The organism is Candidatus Pantoea symbiotica (assembly GCF_056491525.1).
The window spans coordinates 266,289-278,919 of sequence record NZ_JBSZHR010000003.1 but is presented as its reverse complement, the minus strand read 5'-3'; the positions used below and the strand labels follow the sequence as shown (position 1 = coordinate 278,919).

12 protein-coding genes are annotated in these 12,631 nt (G+C 55.2%); 2 read left to right on the top strand and 10 right to left on the bottom strand.

Going from position 1 to position 12,631, the window contains the following annotated elements; genetic code table 11:
* Positions 1-130 precede the first annotated feature (130 nt).
* From ACXIZX_RS22095 to ACXIZX_RS22060, 8 genes are all read right to left on the bottom strand, one after another.
* Complete coding sequence (locus tag ACXIZX_RS22095; protein WP_479405038.1) at positions 131-970, bottom strand: glycosyltransferase family 17 protein; 840 nt, start codon at positions 968-970, stop codon at positions 131-133.
* A 127-nt stretch (positions 971-1,097) separates the two neighbouring features.
* Complete coding sequence (locus tag ACXIZX_RS22090; RefSeq protein WP_479405037.1) at positions 1,098-2,483, bottom strand: amidohydrolase family protein; 1,386 nt, start codon at positions 2,481-2,483, stop codon at positions 1,098-1,100.
* A complete protein-coding gene (locus tag ACXIZX_RS22085; protein ID WP_479405036.1) occupies positions 2,480-3,253 on the bottom strand; it encodes a cysteine hydrolase family protein in 774 nt (257 codons plus the stop codon). Before ACXIZX_RS22085 ends, ACXIZX_RS22090 begins: the two co-directional genes overlap by 4 nt.
* A 1-nt stretch (position 3,254) precedes the next feature.
* Positions 3,255-3,677 carry a cupin domain-containing protein gene (locus tag ACXIZX_RS22080; protein WP_154191349.1) on the bottom strand — a complete coding sequence of 141 codons (423 nt, stop codon included), beginning with the start codon at positions 3,675-3,677 and terminating at the stop codon, positions 3,255-3,257.
* A gap of 3 nt (positions 3,678-3,680) precedes the next feature.
* Positions 3,681-4,619: an ABC transporter permease gene (locus ACXIZX_RS22075; protein WP_008106238.1), complete on the bottom strand. Its 939-nt coding sequence runs from the start codon at positions 4,617-4,619 to the stop codon at positions 3,681-3,683.
* Positions 4,616-5,731, bottom strand: a complete 1,116-nt coding sequence (locus ACXIZX_RS22070) for an ABC transporter permease (RefSeq protein WP_479405035.1) — start codon at positions 5,729-5,731, stop codon at positions 4,616-4,618. The genes ACXIZX_RS22075 and ACXIZX_RS22070 overlap by 4 nt, the downstream gene beginning before the upstream one ends.
* Positions 5,715-7,268, bottom strand: coding sequence for an ABC transporter ATP-binding protein (locus ACXIZX_RS22065; RefSeq protein ID WP_479405034.1), 1,554 nt, complete (start codon positions 7,266-7,268; stop codon positions 5,715-5,717). Before ACXIZX_RS22065 ends, ACXIZX_RS22070 begins: the two co-directional genes overlap by 17 nt.
* 5 nt (positions 7,269-7,273) lie before the next feature.
* Positions 7,274-8,284: a BMP family protein gene (locus tag ACXIZX_RS22060; RefSeq protein ID WP_479405033.1), complete on the bottom strand. Its 1,011-nt coding sequence runs from the start codon at positions 8,282-8,284 to the stop codon at positions 7,274-7,276.
* 105 nt (positions 8,285-8,389) lie between these two features.
* Between ACXIZX_RS22060 and ACXIZX_RS22055 the strand changes: the two genes are divergently transcribed.
* Positions 8,390-9,289: a LysR family transcriptional regulator gene (locus tag ACXIZX_RS22055; protein WP_479405032.1), complete on the top strand. Its 900-nt coding sequence runs from the start codon at positions 8,390-8,392 to the stop codon at positions 9,287-9,289.
* A 151-nt stretch (positions 9,290-9,440) separates the two neighbouring features.
* Here ACXIZX_RS22055 and ACXIZX_RS22050 read toward each other — a convergent pair whose 3' ends face one another.
* Positions 9,441-10,256, bottom strand: a complete 816-nt coding sequence (locus ACXIZX_RS22050) for a creatininase family protein (RefSeq protein WP_479405031.1) — start codon at positions 10,254-10,256, stop codon at positions 9,441-9,443.
* A gap of 133 nt (positions 10,257-10,389) precedes the next feature.
* Positions 10,390-11,313, bottom strand: a complete 924-nt coding sequence (locus tag ACXIZX_RS22045; protein WP_258145844.1) for a substrate-binding domain-containing protein — start codon at positions 11,311-11,313, stop codon at positions 10,390-10,392.
* A gap of 310 nt (positions 11,314-11,623) precedes the next feature.
* Between ACXIZX_RS22045 and ACXIZX_RS22040 the strand changes: the two genes are divergently transcribed.
* A complete protein-coding gene (locus ACXIZX_RS22040) occupies positions 11,624-12,622 on the top strand; it encodes a LacI family DNA-binding transcriptional regulator (protein WP_479405030.1) in 999 nt (332 codons plus the stop codon).
* Positions 12,623-12,631: the final 9 nt, after the last annotated feature.

Here is a 12,631-nt window from a genome sequence, read left to right as displayed (position 1 = left end):
CATCAGTGGCTGAATGGCTTTAAGCTTAGGGCCAAAAGCGCATTTTGCAGAGGGCTATGAGTTTGAATGTTGTAGCAAAAAGTAAGTTAAGCGGAATGTGCCCAGCAGATCAAAAACCACTGGGCGAAAATTACAGAATAAATTCGCTGAACTTAGCCTGATTATTCACCAGATAGGCGGGAAAGTGTTCGGTGGTCAGCGCTTGTTTACACATTTTCCTCTCTCTGCCCCAGATATCTTTGCCATTTTTTAGCGCATCAAGAATATGGTCGCAGTTATTAAATTGCGGCAAATCATATTCGGTGTGGGAAATTGACGACATTTTTTCCGATATGCGTTCTGGTCGCATAATCCACGAAAAATGCCAGCCTGCGGATGCCATATTTTTATTGCGCAGCTTGAACAAATTCCATTTTATAAAGCTGGATTTGATCGGACTTTTTTTAACGTTGCGGAAGTCTTCCGGCTTACCGCCAAAGAAACCGTTGAGATGCTTAAAGGATGTCGCCCGTGGGAATGACCAAATTCTCGGTGCACCATCGGCGTTGAATACCTGAAGATTGAACTGATAATTAAAGAAATTCATATGCAGCGTGGTACACAGGCTGTGCTTGTTCAGTTTTAATACCGCCTGTGGATCAGGTATTTCGTCAACGTCTGACACGATGATAATGTCGTCATTAACCGCAGAACTCAGCCCCTTCATAATGGCATTTCGCGTGTGGGCTTCATTCTTCCAGGCATCGACGATGTCATTATTAAAGAAGGGTGTTTCGTCAAAGACGATATAAATAATCTTATTTTTGAATTCTGCAAATTTATTAATATCGAAATGCAGATTTCTTGGCTTGCCGGTGAAAGTATGGGTGGATTCAACGATGACGAAGCGGTCGACAACGTTGTTCAGGGTATGCAAACGAACGTCGAGCAACATATCTTCGTCATAGTATAAAAAACAATCATAAATCATAGGTTTTCCGCGTTACTTTGTGTTCAAAATAGCTTGCCCTCTAATGTAAGTATTGTGTCATGCTTTTAACAATTAATGCGGATAACCGATAAAATTTTGTCGCTTTTGTATGTAAATATTATCGCTTTTAAAACGCCGCCGATCGCCAGCCGCGCGTTTTATCATTGCCGGTGCGTACCGCCAGCGAATGCGCTGCACGTTGCGAACGCGCCATCCCCTCTTTTTGATTAAGCTGGGTAAACTCACCGGCGCGCAGCAGATAAACGCCATCGACAAACACATCGCTGACTTCGTGGCCAAGCGCTGAGTAGACCAGCGATGAAACCGGATGATGGATCGGCGTCATCGCCGGATGCGAAGTATCGACAATTACCACATCAGCGCGTTTGTCGACTTCCAGCGAACCCACCAGATGTTCGAGGCCAATGGCACGCGCACCATCGATGGTAGCCATCTCCAGCACTTTCTCCGCCGTCATAATGGTGGGATCGCGGTGCACGCCTTTTTGCAGCAGCGCCGCCACTTTCATCGCCTGGAAAAGATTGTGATTGTTGCTGCTGGCTGGGCCATCTGAGCCTAAACCCACGGTTAAGCCGGCGGCCAGCATTTCCGAAATCGGCGGCACGCCGGAGGCGAGATAGAGATTGCTGCAGGGATTGTGCGACACGCGTGTGTCGTGATGTTTGAGAGCGCGGATGTCGCGCGAATTACACTGCACGCAATGCACCGCCAGCACATCCGGGCCGAGGAAGCCGATATCGCTGAGGAATTCGGTATCGCTGGCCTGAAAACGCAGCTGCGCCTGCTCGATCTCAAAATCGGTTTCCGCCACGTGCGTGGTGATCAGCACGCCGGTTTCGTTGGCTAACTGGCGTGTGCCGCGCAGCACTTTCTCATCCAGCGCCCAAATCATGCTCGGTGCCAGACCGACTTTTACCCGGCCATCGACTCTGTGATAGCGATTAATCACTTCACGTGCATCGGCCAGCGCCTGTTCCGGCGTTTCGATCAGTTCAGCAGGAATGCCGTGCTCAGCGCCGCTGGTGAGGAAGCCGCGACACACATGACCGCGAATGCCGCTGACTTCAAACGCTTCGATCACTTTGGCCGTTAATCCTGGCCTTGGATGCGCATACATAAAATCGACCAGCGAGGTTACGCCCGAACGCAATGATTCCATACAGCCGTGCAGCGCGGCGGCGAAGACATCCTCTTCGGTCAACGCCACGGCGCTGGGTCCGGTCATGCAGGTGAACCACTTTTTCAGCACCATGTCATCGCCAAGGCCTTTCAGCAGTGTCTGGAACAGATGCGTATGGGTGTTCACCATGCCTGGCATAATAATGCGTTCGCGGCAGTCAATGATTTCCGCTTCCGGATAGCGCTGCTGCAACGCATCGCGCGTGCCAATGGCGCGAATGATCTTATCCTCAATCAGCAAACTCGCCTGTTCCAGAATCTCGCGCTGCGGATTCATGGTGATAATCCAGCCGTCAGCCAGCAGGTAACTCATGAGGCGTTCTCCAGTTGCTGCTGTAATTCGGCGGCATTGACCACAAAACCAAAGCATTGCTGCACGTTATACAGCGTGGCATCGCGGCAGTAAGCGGGCGAGGTGGTGGCGCTGCAATCTTCCAGCAGCAGGCAGTCGTAACCACGGAAGTTGGCGTCTTGCAGCGTACAAAGCACGCATTGATCGACGTTAACGCCAGCAAACAGCAGGGTGGTGACGTTAAGATTTCGCAGGATGCTATCGAGCTCGCTGTCCTGAAAACCAGACATGCGGTATTTGTTGACGCGAATGTCTTCAGCATCCGGCGTCAATTCGTCCACCACTTCCGCCGCCCAGCTGCCGGCTTGCAACACCGGCGCGCCGGAAACCGGCAGCGGGTCGCCTAATCCCACGCCATCACCGTTCGGGTTATAGACGTGCAGCAAGGCGGGACTGAGATTGAGCTTATCGGCGCGGTTGCCCCAGTTGAGCCAAATCACCGGCACTTCCGCAGCGCGCAATGTCGGCAGCAACGCTTGCAGCGGTGCAATCGGTGCACGCGCAGGCGTGACATCAACGCCGATATGTCCGAGCCAGCCTTCGGGATGACAGAAGTCGTTCTGCATATCAATCACCACGATAGCCGTACGCTGCAGATCGAAAATCACCGAGCGGTCGCGCGTGGTGAGCTGCACAGTGCGCGACGCCTGCGTCGGTCGTCGCGTATCAACCACTTGCGGTGAGACGCGCCACTGATTATGTCGACTGCTGCCTAAAACATTTTCCGGCATATCAGGCTCCCGTTAACACACGCAAATCTTCTTCATCCAGCGTGACAGGGTCACCGCTGCGAATCAGTTCTGAAAAGCCTTCATTCGGCGTCATCACCGTTAGCGTGTAGAGTTTGCTGTTGCCAGTGTTACGAATCGCGTGATCGTTACCTGGATGCAGCAGCAACGAATCGCCTTTGCCAATCGCCAGTTCTTCGTCGTTACAGCGCGCTACGCCTTCACCGTGCAGCACATAGAAGAACTCGTGCGCGGTGGCGTGCTCATTCGGTGGCGTAGCGCCGCCGACGTTGAAGATCTCCACCACGAAAATGTTCTCAATGCCGTCTAACGGCTTGTCGAACAAGATGGCGAAATAGTTGCTGCTATCCGGACTGATACGGAACGCCTTAACATCCGCAAGATTGTTGAAACGAAACGATTTCATACGTTATTCCTTTCGATAAGGCTGCGTTAACGCGCCAGGTTGCAATGTGCGTCCCACCACGCCAGACATCGCTAGAATGGTAAGCAAGTAAGGCAGCGCCAGCAGCACTTGCGGCGGCAGTGTGTTTTCAAACAGCTGCAGCGACAGTTGCAGGGCATCTGCGGCGCCAAAGATAAAGGCGGCGACCAGTGCTTTGAGCGGGCTCCAGCGGCCAAAGATGACAATCGCCAGCGCGATAAAACCTTGTCCGCTGACGATGTTGTCGCGGAACAGGCCGATCTGCGCGGTGACCAGATAGCTGCCCGCCAAACCGGCACCAACGCAGGAGAACAGCACGCCCCACGTGCGGATCTTTAACACGTTGAGTCCGGCGGCATGCGCCGCGCGCGGGTTTTCGCCTACCGCGCGCAGCGACAGGCCAAAGCGGGTGTGAAACAGACCAAAGTGCGCCAGCACCGCCAGCAACAAAGTGAGATAGAGCGGCAGCGGCTGCTGGAACAGAATCGGGCCAATAAACGGCAGCGAAGAGAGCAGCGGCACATGCCAGGGTTCGAGCATGGGGATGGTGGGCGAGGAATCGTTACCCATTACCAGCGCGTAAATCCAGGTGGCTAATCCGGCGGCCAAAATATTGAAGACGATGCCCACCACAATCTGGCTGGCATGGGCGCGCAGGTAGAGCGCCGCCAGCACGCAGCCAACCAGCAACCCGCCAACGCCTCCGGCAATAAAGCCCAGCGCGGTCGATCCACTCTCCACCGCCATCATGTAGCTGGAGAGCGCGCCGAGCAGAATGGTGCCTTCAATGCCGATATTCAGCACGCCAGAACGTTCGGCATAGATTTCGCCCAGCGCCGCCAGTAATACCGGACCGGCAAGGCGCACCGCAGCGGCCAGCCAGCTGACGAAAAAGGCGGTATCGAGATTCATCCACAGATTCATGATTGTTCCTCCGCCAGTTGGCGACGCGATTTACGCCCGCCGGGAAGGTTGATGCGGTAATAGCGCAGCAGATCGCCGGCCAGAATCAGTAACACCACCAGACTTTGCAGAATCAGCACCACCGAAGTGGGCAAGCCGGTTTGGCGCTGCATCGCGTTGCCGCCGACTTCCAGCCCGCCGTAGAGAATGGCGGTTGGGAACACCAGCAGCGGATTGAGGCGCGCCAGTAAGGCCACCACCACGCCGATAAAGCCGACGCCGCCGGAAATCCCCTCCATCAGGCGATGTTGCACACCCAATACCGCGCACAATCCTGCCAGCGCTGCCAATCCACCGCCGAGTAAAACCGCACCCATTTGACGGCGATTGACATCCACGCCGCTGTAGCGCGCCGCACGCGGATTCAGTCCGGCGATTTTGATTTCGAAACCAGCGGGCGTGGCACGCATCAGCCAGAAGACGAACAGCGTGGCGACCAACGCGATGGCGATGCCCCAATGTGCGCGCATGCCGTTCATCACGAACGGCAACCAGCTCTCCACCGGCAAACGTGGTGTTTGCGGCAGATCGCCCGGCGCACGCATCGGGCCGGAAACCAGATATTGCACCATGAACAGCGCAACATAGTTGGCCATCAGCGAGATCAATACGTCGTTGCCGCCAAACTTGACGCGTAACGCGCCAACCCAACCGGCCCAAATGGCACCCGTGAGGAAGGCGGCGATCAGCACCATCGGCCAGTAGAGCAGCGCGGGAATCGCCCACGGAAAACCCTGCGGCGTGCCCGAAAGGGCGATCCAACTGGCCGCTGCGGCACCCAGCAGAAAACAGCCTTCAAAACCGATGTAACCGAGCCCGGCGCGCCACACCACGATGGTTGCCAACGCAATCAGCATCAATGGCGTGGCTTGTACCAGGCTGAGACCGAAGCTGCGTAGCGAGCCAAACGCAGCGTCAAACAGGAAGCCGTAAGCGGAGAGCGGATTGCCGCCAAACGGGATAAACAGCAAACCGGCAATAACGAAAGCGGCCAGAATGCCGCATAAACTGGTCAGCATCAGCGCGCCGCTGGATTCGGCGGGCGCCAGACGTCGCTCAAGCAGCTTCTTCATGATCGCCTCCGGTTTTTTTCAGGTGCGCACCTGCCATCAGTTCGCCGAGGCGTTCTGGCGTGGCGTCGGCGGCATCCATTTCACCGGCAATCTGGCCGCTGTACATCACCGCGATGCGATCGGAGAGATTGATAATTTCCTCCAGCTCGGCGGAGATCATCAGAATGGCGCAGCCGCGATCGCGCGCTGCCATCAAACCTTGCCACACGCTCTCAATCGCGCCGACATCCAGGCCGCGCGTTGGCTGCTCAACTACCAGCAAGCAGGGATTGCTGGCGACTTCGCGGCCCAGAATCAGCTTCTGCAGATTACCGCCGGAGAGTTTGCCGGCTTCAAAATCGGCATCTGGCGTGCGAACCGCAAAGCGGGCGATGATGTCGCGCGCATGCTGGCTGATGCGCTGACGATCCAGCAGCCAGCCGCCCGCGCGGGTAAAGGTGCGCTGGCGGCCGAGCATGGCGTTATCAGTAATCGATAAATCGGTCACCGAACCGACGCCACGCCGATCTGCCGGGATAAAGCTGATGCCCTTATGGCGGCGCGTAGCAGGGGAATCGTCGCTGATATCTTCGCCATTCAGCAGAATGCGACCGGCTTCCAGTTCGCGCAGGTTGAGCAACGCTTCCGCCAGCTCCGATTGGCCGTTACCTTCCACACCTGCAATGCCAAGGATTTCTCCGGCGGCAACGTTGAGCGAAACGCGCCAGATTTTTTGCTGTCCGCTGGCATCACGCACCGCAATGCTATCCACCTGCAACACGGTTTTGCCCGGCTGACATGGCGTTTTCTCCACACGCAGCACCACATCGCGCCCAACCATGCGGCGTGCCAGATCGCCTTCCGAGGTGTCTTTAATGTCCACCGAATCAACCATTTTGCCGCCGCGCATCACAGAAACATGATGGGCAATCGCCATGATTTCATACAGTTTGTGAGTGACGATCACCACCGATCGACCTTCCGCGCACAGCGATTTCAAAGTAGCGAACAGGCCAGCTTTCTCCTGCGGCGTCAGCACCGCCGTCGGTTCGTCGAGAATCAGCACCTGCGCATCACGGTACAACAGCTTGAGGATCTCCACGCGCTGCTGCACGCCAATTGGCAGATGCTGCACTTTCGCCCAGGGATCGATCGCTAACCCATGTTTATCCGACAGCGCCTGCAAACGCGCCGCCGCTGCGGGCAAATTGAGCACGCCGCTGGCGCTCTCTTTCAGACCCAGCACCACGTTTTCCACCACGCTCATTGGCTGCACCAGCATAAATTCCTGATGCACCATGCCAATGCCGCAGGCGATGGCATCGCTGGGATCGCGAAAACGCTGCGCTTTGCCATCCACCACAATGCTGCCTTCATCGGCCTGATACAGGCCGTAAAGGATTTGCATCAGCGTGCTTTTTCCCGCGCCGTTTTCACCCAGCAGCGCGTGGATTTCTCCGGCTTTGATGCTGAGCGAGACGTCGTCATTGGCCACTACACGCGCAAAGCGTTTGGTGATGTTGTTCAGCGCGACGCGGATGTTTGCGGTTGCTGTCATGATGATTAAACCGTTGGCTTCAGCGCGCCGCTGTCAAGCTGCTGCCAGATCTGCTGGAAGCTCGCCCACGCGCTGGCGCTGACCAGTTTGGCATTGTAGTGCTCGCTACCATTGACCACCGACCAGGCTTTGCCGACGGTGGGATGCCATTCGTCGCCGCCTTTGAAGGTTTTATTCGCTACCGATTCGCCAACCTGTTCCACCATCCAGTCGAGGTTCTGGCGGAAGCTGCAGGCTACGTAATCGGGCGCAACATCACGTTGATCGACATAACAGCCGATGGCTTTGACTTTCGCCGCTGCCGCGCCTTGCATCGCACCGAGGCCAGTGACGTCAGCTGCATGCCAAATCACATCCGCGCCGTTACCAATCATGGTGGTGGCGGCTTCACGGCCTTTGGCGGCGTTGTCGTAATCGCCGGTGACAACGCCCATGCCTTTAATGCCCGGACGCGTTTTCTCTGCGGCCTGAATAAAAGCACGCATCATCGCCTGCTGCGTAGGGTTATCGCCGCCGCCGACAAAGCCAACCGCTTTGCCTTTTTCTGAGATCAGCGCCGCCAGCGCACCGGCGGCATATGCACCTTGCAGATAGGCGAGGTTGACGTATTCCACGTTGCCCGGTGACTTTTCGCCTGGTTTGAAGGTGGAGGCGAAGAAGTAAGTGTCAGGATACTCCGGCGCAATTTCGGCAAATGCCGAGCCGTATTCAAAGCTGTGGCCGATGATCAGCGTGTAACCATCATCGGCGTAGCCACGAATGGTTTGGTCCATCTGCGCCTGCGACACGCTTTCGCTGTGCGCCACGGTGAAACCGGCTTTCTGCAGGCTCTGCAATCCGGCATACGCCAGTGAGCTCCAGCCGCCATCGGCAACCGAGCCGGGCAACAGCAAGGCGATTTTTATGGTGTTATTCGCCGCCATCGCTATGCGCGACAACATCGGGGCCAGCGCGGGTAACAACAGCGCGCCAGCCACTAACTTCGCAAACTTTCTGCGGGATACGTCTGCCATCATGTGTTCTCCTGGTGTGGTTTTGATGTATTAATCACCGGAAGAGCATTATCTTAAAAGCATCATTTTTAGCACTTACCGATGCCTAAAAGGCAACGCAGGGGGAATATGCTGCAACATCGTTTGTTTGTGTATATCGATCAGGTAGCGCGCAGCGGTTCGATTCGTAAAGCGGCGGAACGGCTGCACATCTCGGCTTCGGCGATTAACCGCCAGCTGATTGCGCTGGAAGAGGAGCTGGGCACGCCGCTGTTTCAGCGCTTACCGCGCAAAATGATCCTTACCGCCGCCGGTGAAGCGCTGATTCATCATGTGCGCCAAAGCTTTAAAGAGATTGAAATTGCGCAGATGAAAATCGAGGAGCTGAAAGGGCTGCGGCGCGGCGAAGTCACGGTGGCGATGATGAGTGGATTAGCGGCGAACCTGATTCCGCGTGTGGCCTCGGAGTTTCGCCGCGCCAATCCGCGCGTGAAATTACTGCTGCAACAGCTCACCACCGGCGAGAACATCACAAACGCGGTGGCAAGCGGCGACGCCGATTTAGGGATTGGTTTTGATTTCGACTTGCAGCCGGTGCATCGCAATATTGCCAGCGTGCCGGTGCGATTGGGCGCGGTTGTAGGCGCGGGGCATCCGCTAGCGGAGAAATCCAGCCTACGTTTAAGTGATTGCTTGCCGTATCCGGTGGTGATTGCCGACAAATCGATGGTGATTCGACCGTATCTGAATGAAGTGTTCGCGCGCGCCTCGATCATCCTGCAGCCGGTAATTGAAACCAACTCGATCGAGGTGATGCGCCAGTCGGCGATGATGGATCAAACCCTGACGTTTCTCACGCCGATTGATATAGAGTCTGACCAGCGCAGCGGCCGCTTGATCTATATTCCGGTACGCGAACTGGCGCAGCACACGCAAACGCTGATGTTGATCGGCCACGATCGCGGCACCAGCGCGATTGGTAGCGTGTTCGCCGAAACCATTAAAGGGATGATGTCGGAGTTGCGTTGATCGCTGGGTCGCCATAAATGGCAACGTTGTGGGTTTTGTAGGGAGCGCATTAATGCGCTCCTGGTCACCATAAATGGCGACCCTACTAAGGACTAGCGCGTTTTTTGTAGGGTGCGCATTAATGCGCACCTGGTCGCCATAAATGGCGACCCTACGAAAATGCGGTGCGTTCTGTGAGGAAATTAATGTCGAAGTTATGCACTTCACGCGCCAGCTTCAGTAGCGCCTGAGCGGCACGTTCGGTGGCAATTGCACCGCGTTCAGCATCAGCTGCTGCGGCATTGCCGGTGGTGCCCGAAAGGTGCAGATCCTGAGCCATCCAGCCAAAACCAATGCCGCCTTCCGGCGTTAAAATTCCGCCGGTCGCTTCGAGCGCCACCGAAGTAGAAACGAAATCAGCGGCGTGCTGCATCTGGACCAATTCATGATGCAAATGCAGCATCATGCTGGTTTCCGATTCACCGCCGTGAATGCCGTGATTGAGTTCATGCGCGCTGTAAAGGTCTGACGCATCAATGGTGCGGAACCAGCTGGCGCTAACGGCAAACATGCCCAGTTCGATGCGCAGTTGACGACAAACGATTTCCATCAGCTGCGGCTGTCCGCCGTGCGAGTTCCAGAAAATCAGCTTACGAATTCCGGCGCGCCAGGCGCTTTTCGCCACCTCGAACCACACTTTGCCTAACACGTCATACGGCAGTGAAAGGGTGCCGGGATAGGCGAGATGTTCGTCCGATTTACCAATCGGCAGCGCGGGTAACACCAGCAGCGGGAGATCGTCGGGCAATAATTCCACCGCACGTTGAATAATCCCGGCGTTGATGGCGGCATCCACACGCACCGGCAGATGCGGGCCATGTTGTTCTACTGCGCCAATCGGCAGCACGGCGACGATGTTCGCCATATCCAATTCACTGAATTCCCGGGTTGAGAGATCCCACCACCAGGGCGAAGACGGTTTGAGCATGTTTACCTCCATTTTTTACCCCAACATAGCGGCTTGGCAGTGCAATGGAAGCAACAAAATTCGCGCTTTGCGTTGCTTTTTAGGCATTCATTTGGATCAAGGTCGCCATCAATGGCGACCCTACGAAGCGGTGTTACTTCTGATTTTTACTGGTGAATTCCTGGTAATTCTCTTTGGTCACCGTTTGATAAGGCACCCAGTTATAGGCTTCGGTCTTTTTACCGCTCAACATGTCGTAAGCCACATCGACTGCGCCGGTTGCCTGACCTTTCGCATCCTGGAAAATCGTCACCGCCATTTTGCCGTTCTTAATAAACTGCAAACCATCCGGCGTGCCGTCGATACCGGCAACTAACACATTGCTTTTCTTCAACTGATCGAGCGCCATAATCGCGCCAATCGCCATTTCATCGTTATTGGCGATGATGGCATTGATGTCATTACCATCCTGCAACCATGACAAGGTTTTATCGACCGCTTCGTTGCGCTGCCAGTTGGCGCTCTGTTTCTGGATCACTTTCAAGCCGGGATGATCCTTCACATAATCCTCAACCGCTTTGGTGCGCTGACGCGCTTCTTCAGTGGAAAGGGCGCCCATCAAAATCGCGATATTGCCTTTGTTATCCATCCGCTTGGCTAACGCTTCGATCTCCATCTTGCCGCTCAACGCCGAGTCGGAACCGACGTAGGCCATTTTGCCGGTCAGTTTCACTTCGGGTTTACGGTTCACGAAGATCAGCGGGATATTGGCTTTCTGCGCAGCGGCGATCACTGGCATCACGCCTTGCGTATCCACCGGATTGATGATGATCGCGTCTGCACCCTGATTGATGAAATCATCCACCTGCTGAATTTGCAGGGACACATCACCTTTGGCATCGGCAAACTGGCTGTTGAGCCCTTTGTCTTTCAGCTGCTTTTCCATCTGACTACGCAGGATGGAAACGAAATTGAGATCGAGATTAGCCAGAGCGACGCCAACCATATAGGTTTTCGCCTGGGCAGTGAACACACTGAGCAAACCGCAAATAAGCATTACTACCTTGAATAATTTCATTTTTTTATCTCTGTAGGGGAGGTTTCTATTATTTTGCATCCGGGTGCAAAATCAACGGGATTGCTGCCACTGATTGACATCATGTTCGGACGGACAACGCGATGTGCTGTCTTCACTCTCTGGTACGGTTGAAAAATAGTCAACGCAGCAAAAGTCGATTTCATCACCACGATCACAAAATCATCACCATTTGCACCCGAGTGCATTACAAAAATGCAACCGGGTGCAAAGTTTGCAAAAGTCGCCTCTTGCTAACATGGGGAATCACTCTATGCTCACTTTTTGCCAGGTATCTAGCGGAAGGGAGCCGATGAGGAGAACAGTGAAAAAGGCCACGGCCAGCGATGTGGCCATTCTTGCGGGCGTGTCGAAATGGACGGTATCGCGTGCGTTTATGCCTGGCGCTTCGATTTCCGAGAAGGCGCGCGAGAAGGTGATGCGCATCGCTAAAGAGCTGGGATATCGCCCCAATTTGCTGGCGCGCAGCCTGGCGAAGAAGAAGACGCATATCATTGGCGTGGTGATCGATGAACTGAAGAATCCGCATACGCTGATGATTCTGAATGAAGCCACGCAGCAGCTGCAACGCCGTGGTTACATGGCGCTGATCCTTAACATCACCGATGGCGAACCGTATCGATCGGTGATGACGCAGGCGGATCAATTGCAGATCGACGGCGTTCTGTTTCTCGGCACGGTGCTATCGGCGCAGCTGATTACGCTGGTGGAGGATATGTACAACATTCCGCTGGTGCAGCTGTGTCGCAATACGCATGCGCAGGGCATTGATGTGGTGGCGATTGATGGTTATGCCGCAGGGAAACAAATCGCCGAACTTTTGCTGGCGCAGGGCGCGCAGCGTTTTGGCTTTATGCAAGGTCCGGATACACCGACTTCTCATCTGCTGCGCAAAGAGGGATTTGAAGCGACGATTCAACAAGCGGGATTCCAGATTGATGTACTGCTCAAAGCGGGCAGTTACGATCGCGCGCGCAGCTGGCAAGCAATGAGCGATTATCTGCAACGGCCGGACCCTGTGATCGATGCGCTGTTCTGTGAAAACGATGTGCTGGCGTTAGGCGCGTTGGAAGCAATGCGCGCCGCATCGAATATGCCCAAGATTGCGGTGGTGGGATTCGATGATATCGAAGAAGCCAGCGCGCCAGGCTGCCAGCTCACCACCTTTAGTCAGCGTATTGATTTGCTGATCGCCGAAGCGTTAAACCGCTTGATTGATGGTCGCGAGAGTGCGGATGAGCGTTGGCGCCACGGTGAAATGCGTGTGCGCCGTTCGCATTTACGCAACTAAGGCCGCGCT

Excerpts from the sequence above, each read along its gene's own strand:
- ACXIZX_RS22095 (WP_479405038.1), bottom strand. The coding sequence starts at position 970 with ATGATTTATGATTGTTTTTTATACTATGACGAAGATATGTTGCTCGAC.
- ACXIZX_RS22080 (WP_154191349.1), bottom strand. The coding sequence starts at position 3,677 with ATGAAATCGTTTCGTTTCAACAATCTTGCGGATGTTAAGGCGTTCCGT.
- ACXIZX_RS22045 (WP_258145844.1), bottom strand. The coding sequence starts at position 11,313 with ATGAAATTATTCAAGGTAGTAATGCTTATTTGCGGTTTGCTCAGTGTG.
- ACXIZX_RS22065 (WP_479405034.1), bottom strand. The coding sequence starts at position 7,268 with ATGACAGCAACCGCAAACATCCGCGTCGCGCTGAACAACATCACCAAA.
- ACXIZX_RS22085 (WP_479405036.1), bottom strand. The coding sequence starts at position 3,253 with ATGCCGGAAAATGTTTTAGGCAGCAGTCGACATAATCAGTGGCGCGTC.
- ACXIZX_RS22055 (WP_479405032.1), top strand. The coding sequence starts at position 8,390 with ATGCTGCAACATCGTTTGTTTGTGTATATCGATCAGGTAGCGCGCAGC.
- ACXIZX_RS22040 (WP_479405030.1), top strand. The coding sequence starts at position 11,624 with ATGAGGAGAACAGTGAAAAAGGCCACGGCCAGCGATGTGGCCATTCTT.
- ACXIZX_RS22070 (WP_479405035.1), bottom strand. The coding sequence starts at position 5,731 with ATGAAGAAGCTGCTTGAGCGACGTCTGGCGCCCGCCGAATCCAGCGGC.
- ACXIZX_RS22075 (WP_008106238.1), bottom strand. The coding sequence starts at position 4,619 with ATGAATCTGTGGATGAATCTCGATACCGCCTTTTTCGTCAGCTGGCTG.
- ACXIZX_RS22060 (WP_479405033.1), bottom strand. The coding sequence starts at position 8,284 with ATGATGGCAGACGTATCCCGCAGAAAGTTTGCGAAGTTAGTGGCTGGC.
- ACXIZX_RS22050 (WP_479405031.1), bottom strand. The coding sequence starts at position 10,256 with ATGCTCAAACCGTCTTCGCCCTGGTGGTGGGATCTCTCAACCCGGGAA.
- ACXIZX_RS22090 (WP_479405037.1), bottom strand. The coding sequence starts at position 2,483 with ATGAGTTACCTGCTGGCTGACGGCTGGATTATCACCATGAATCCGCAG.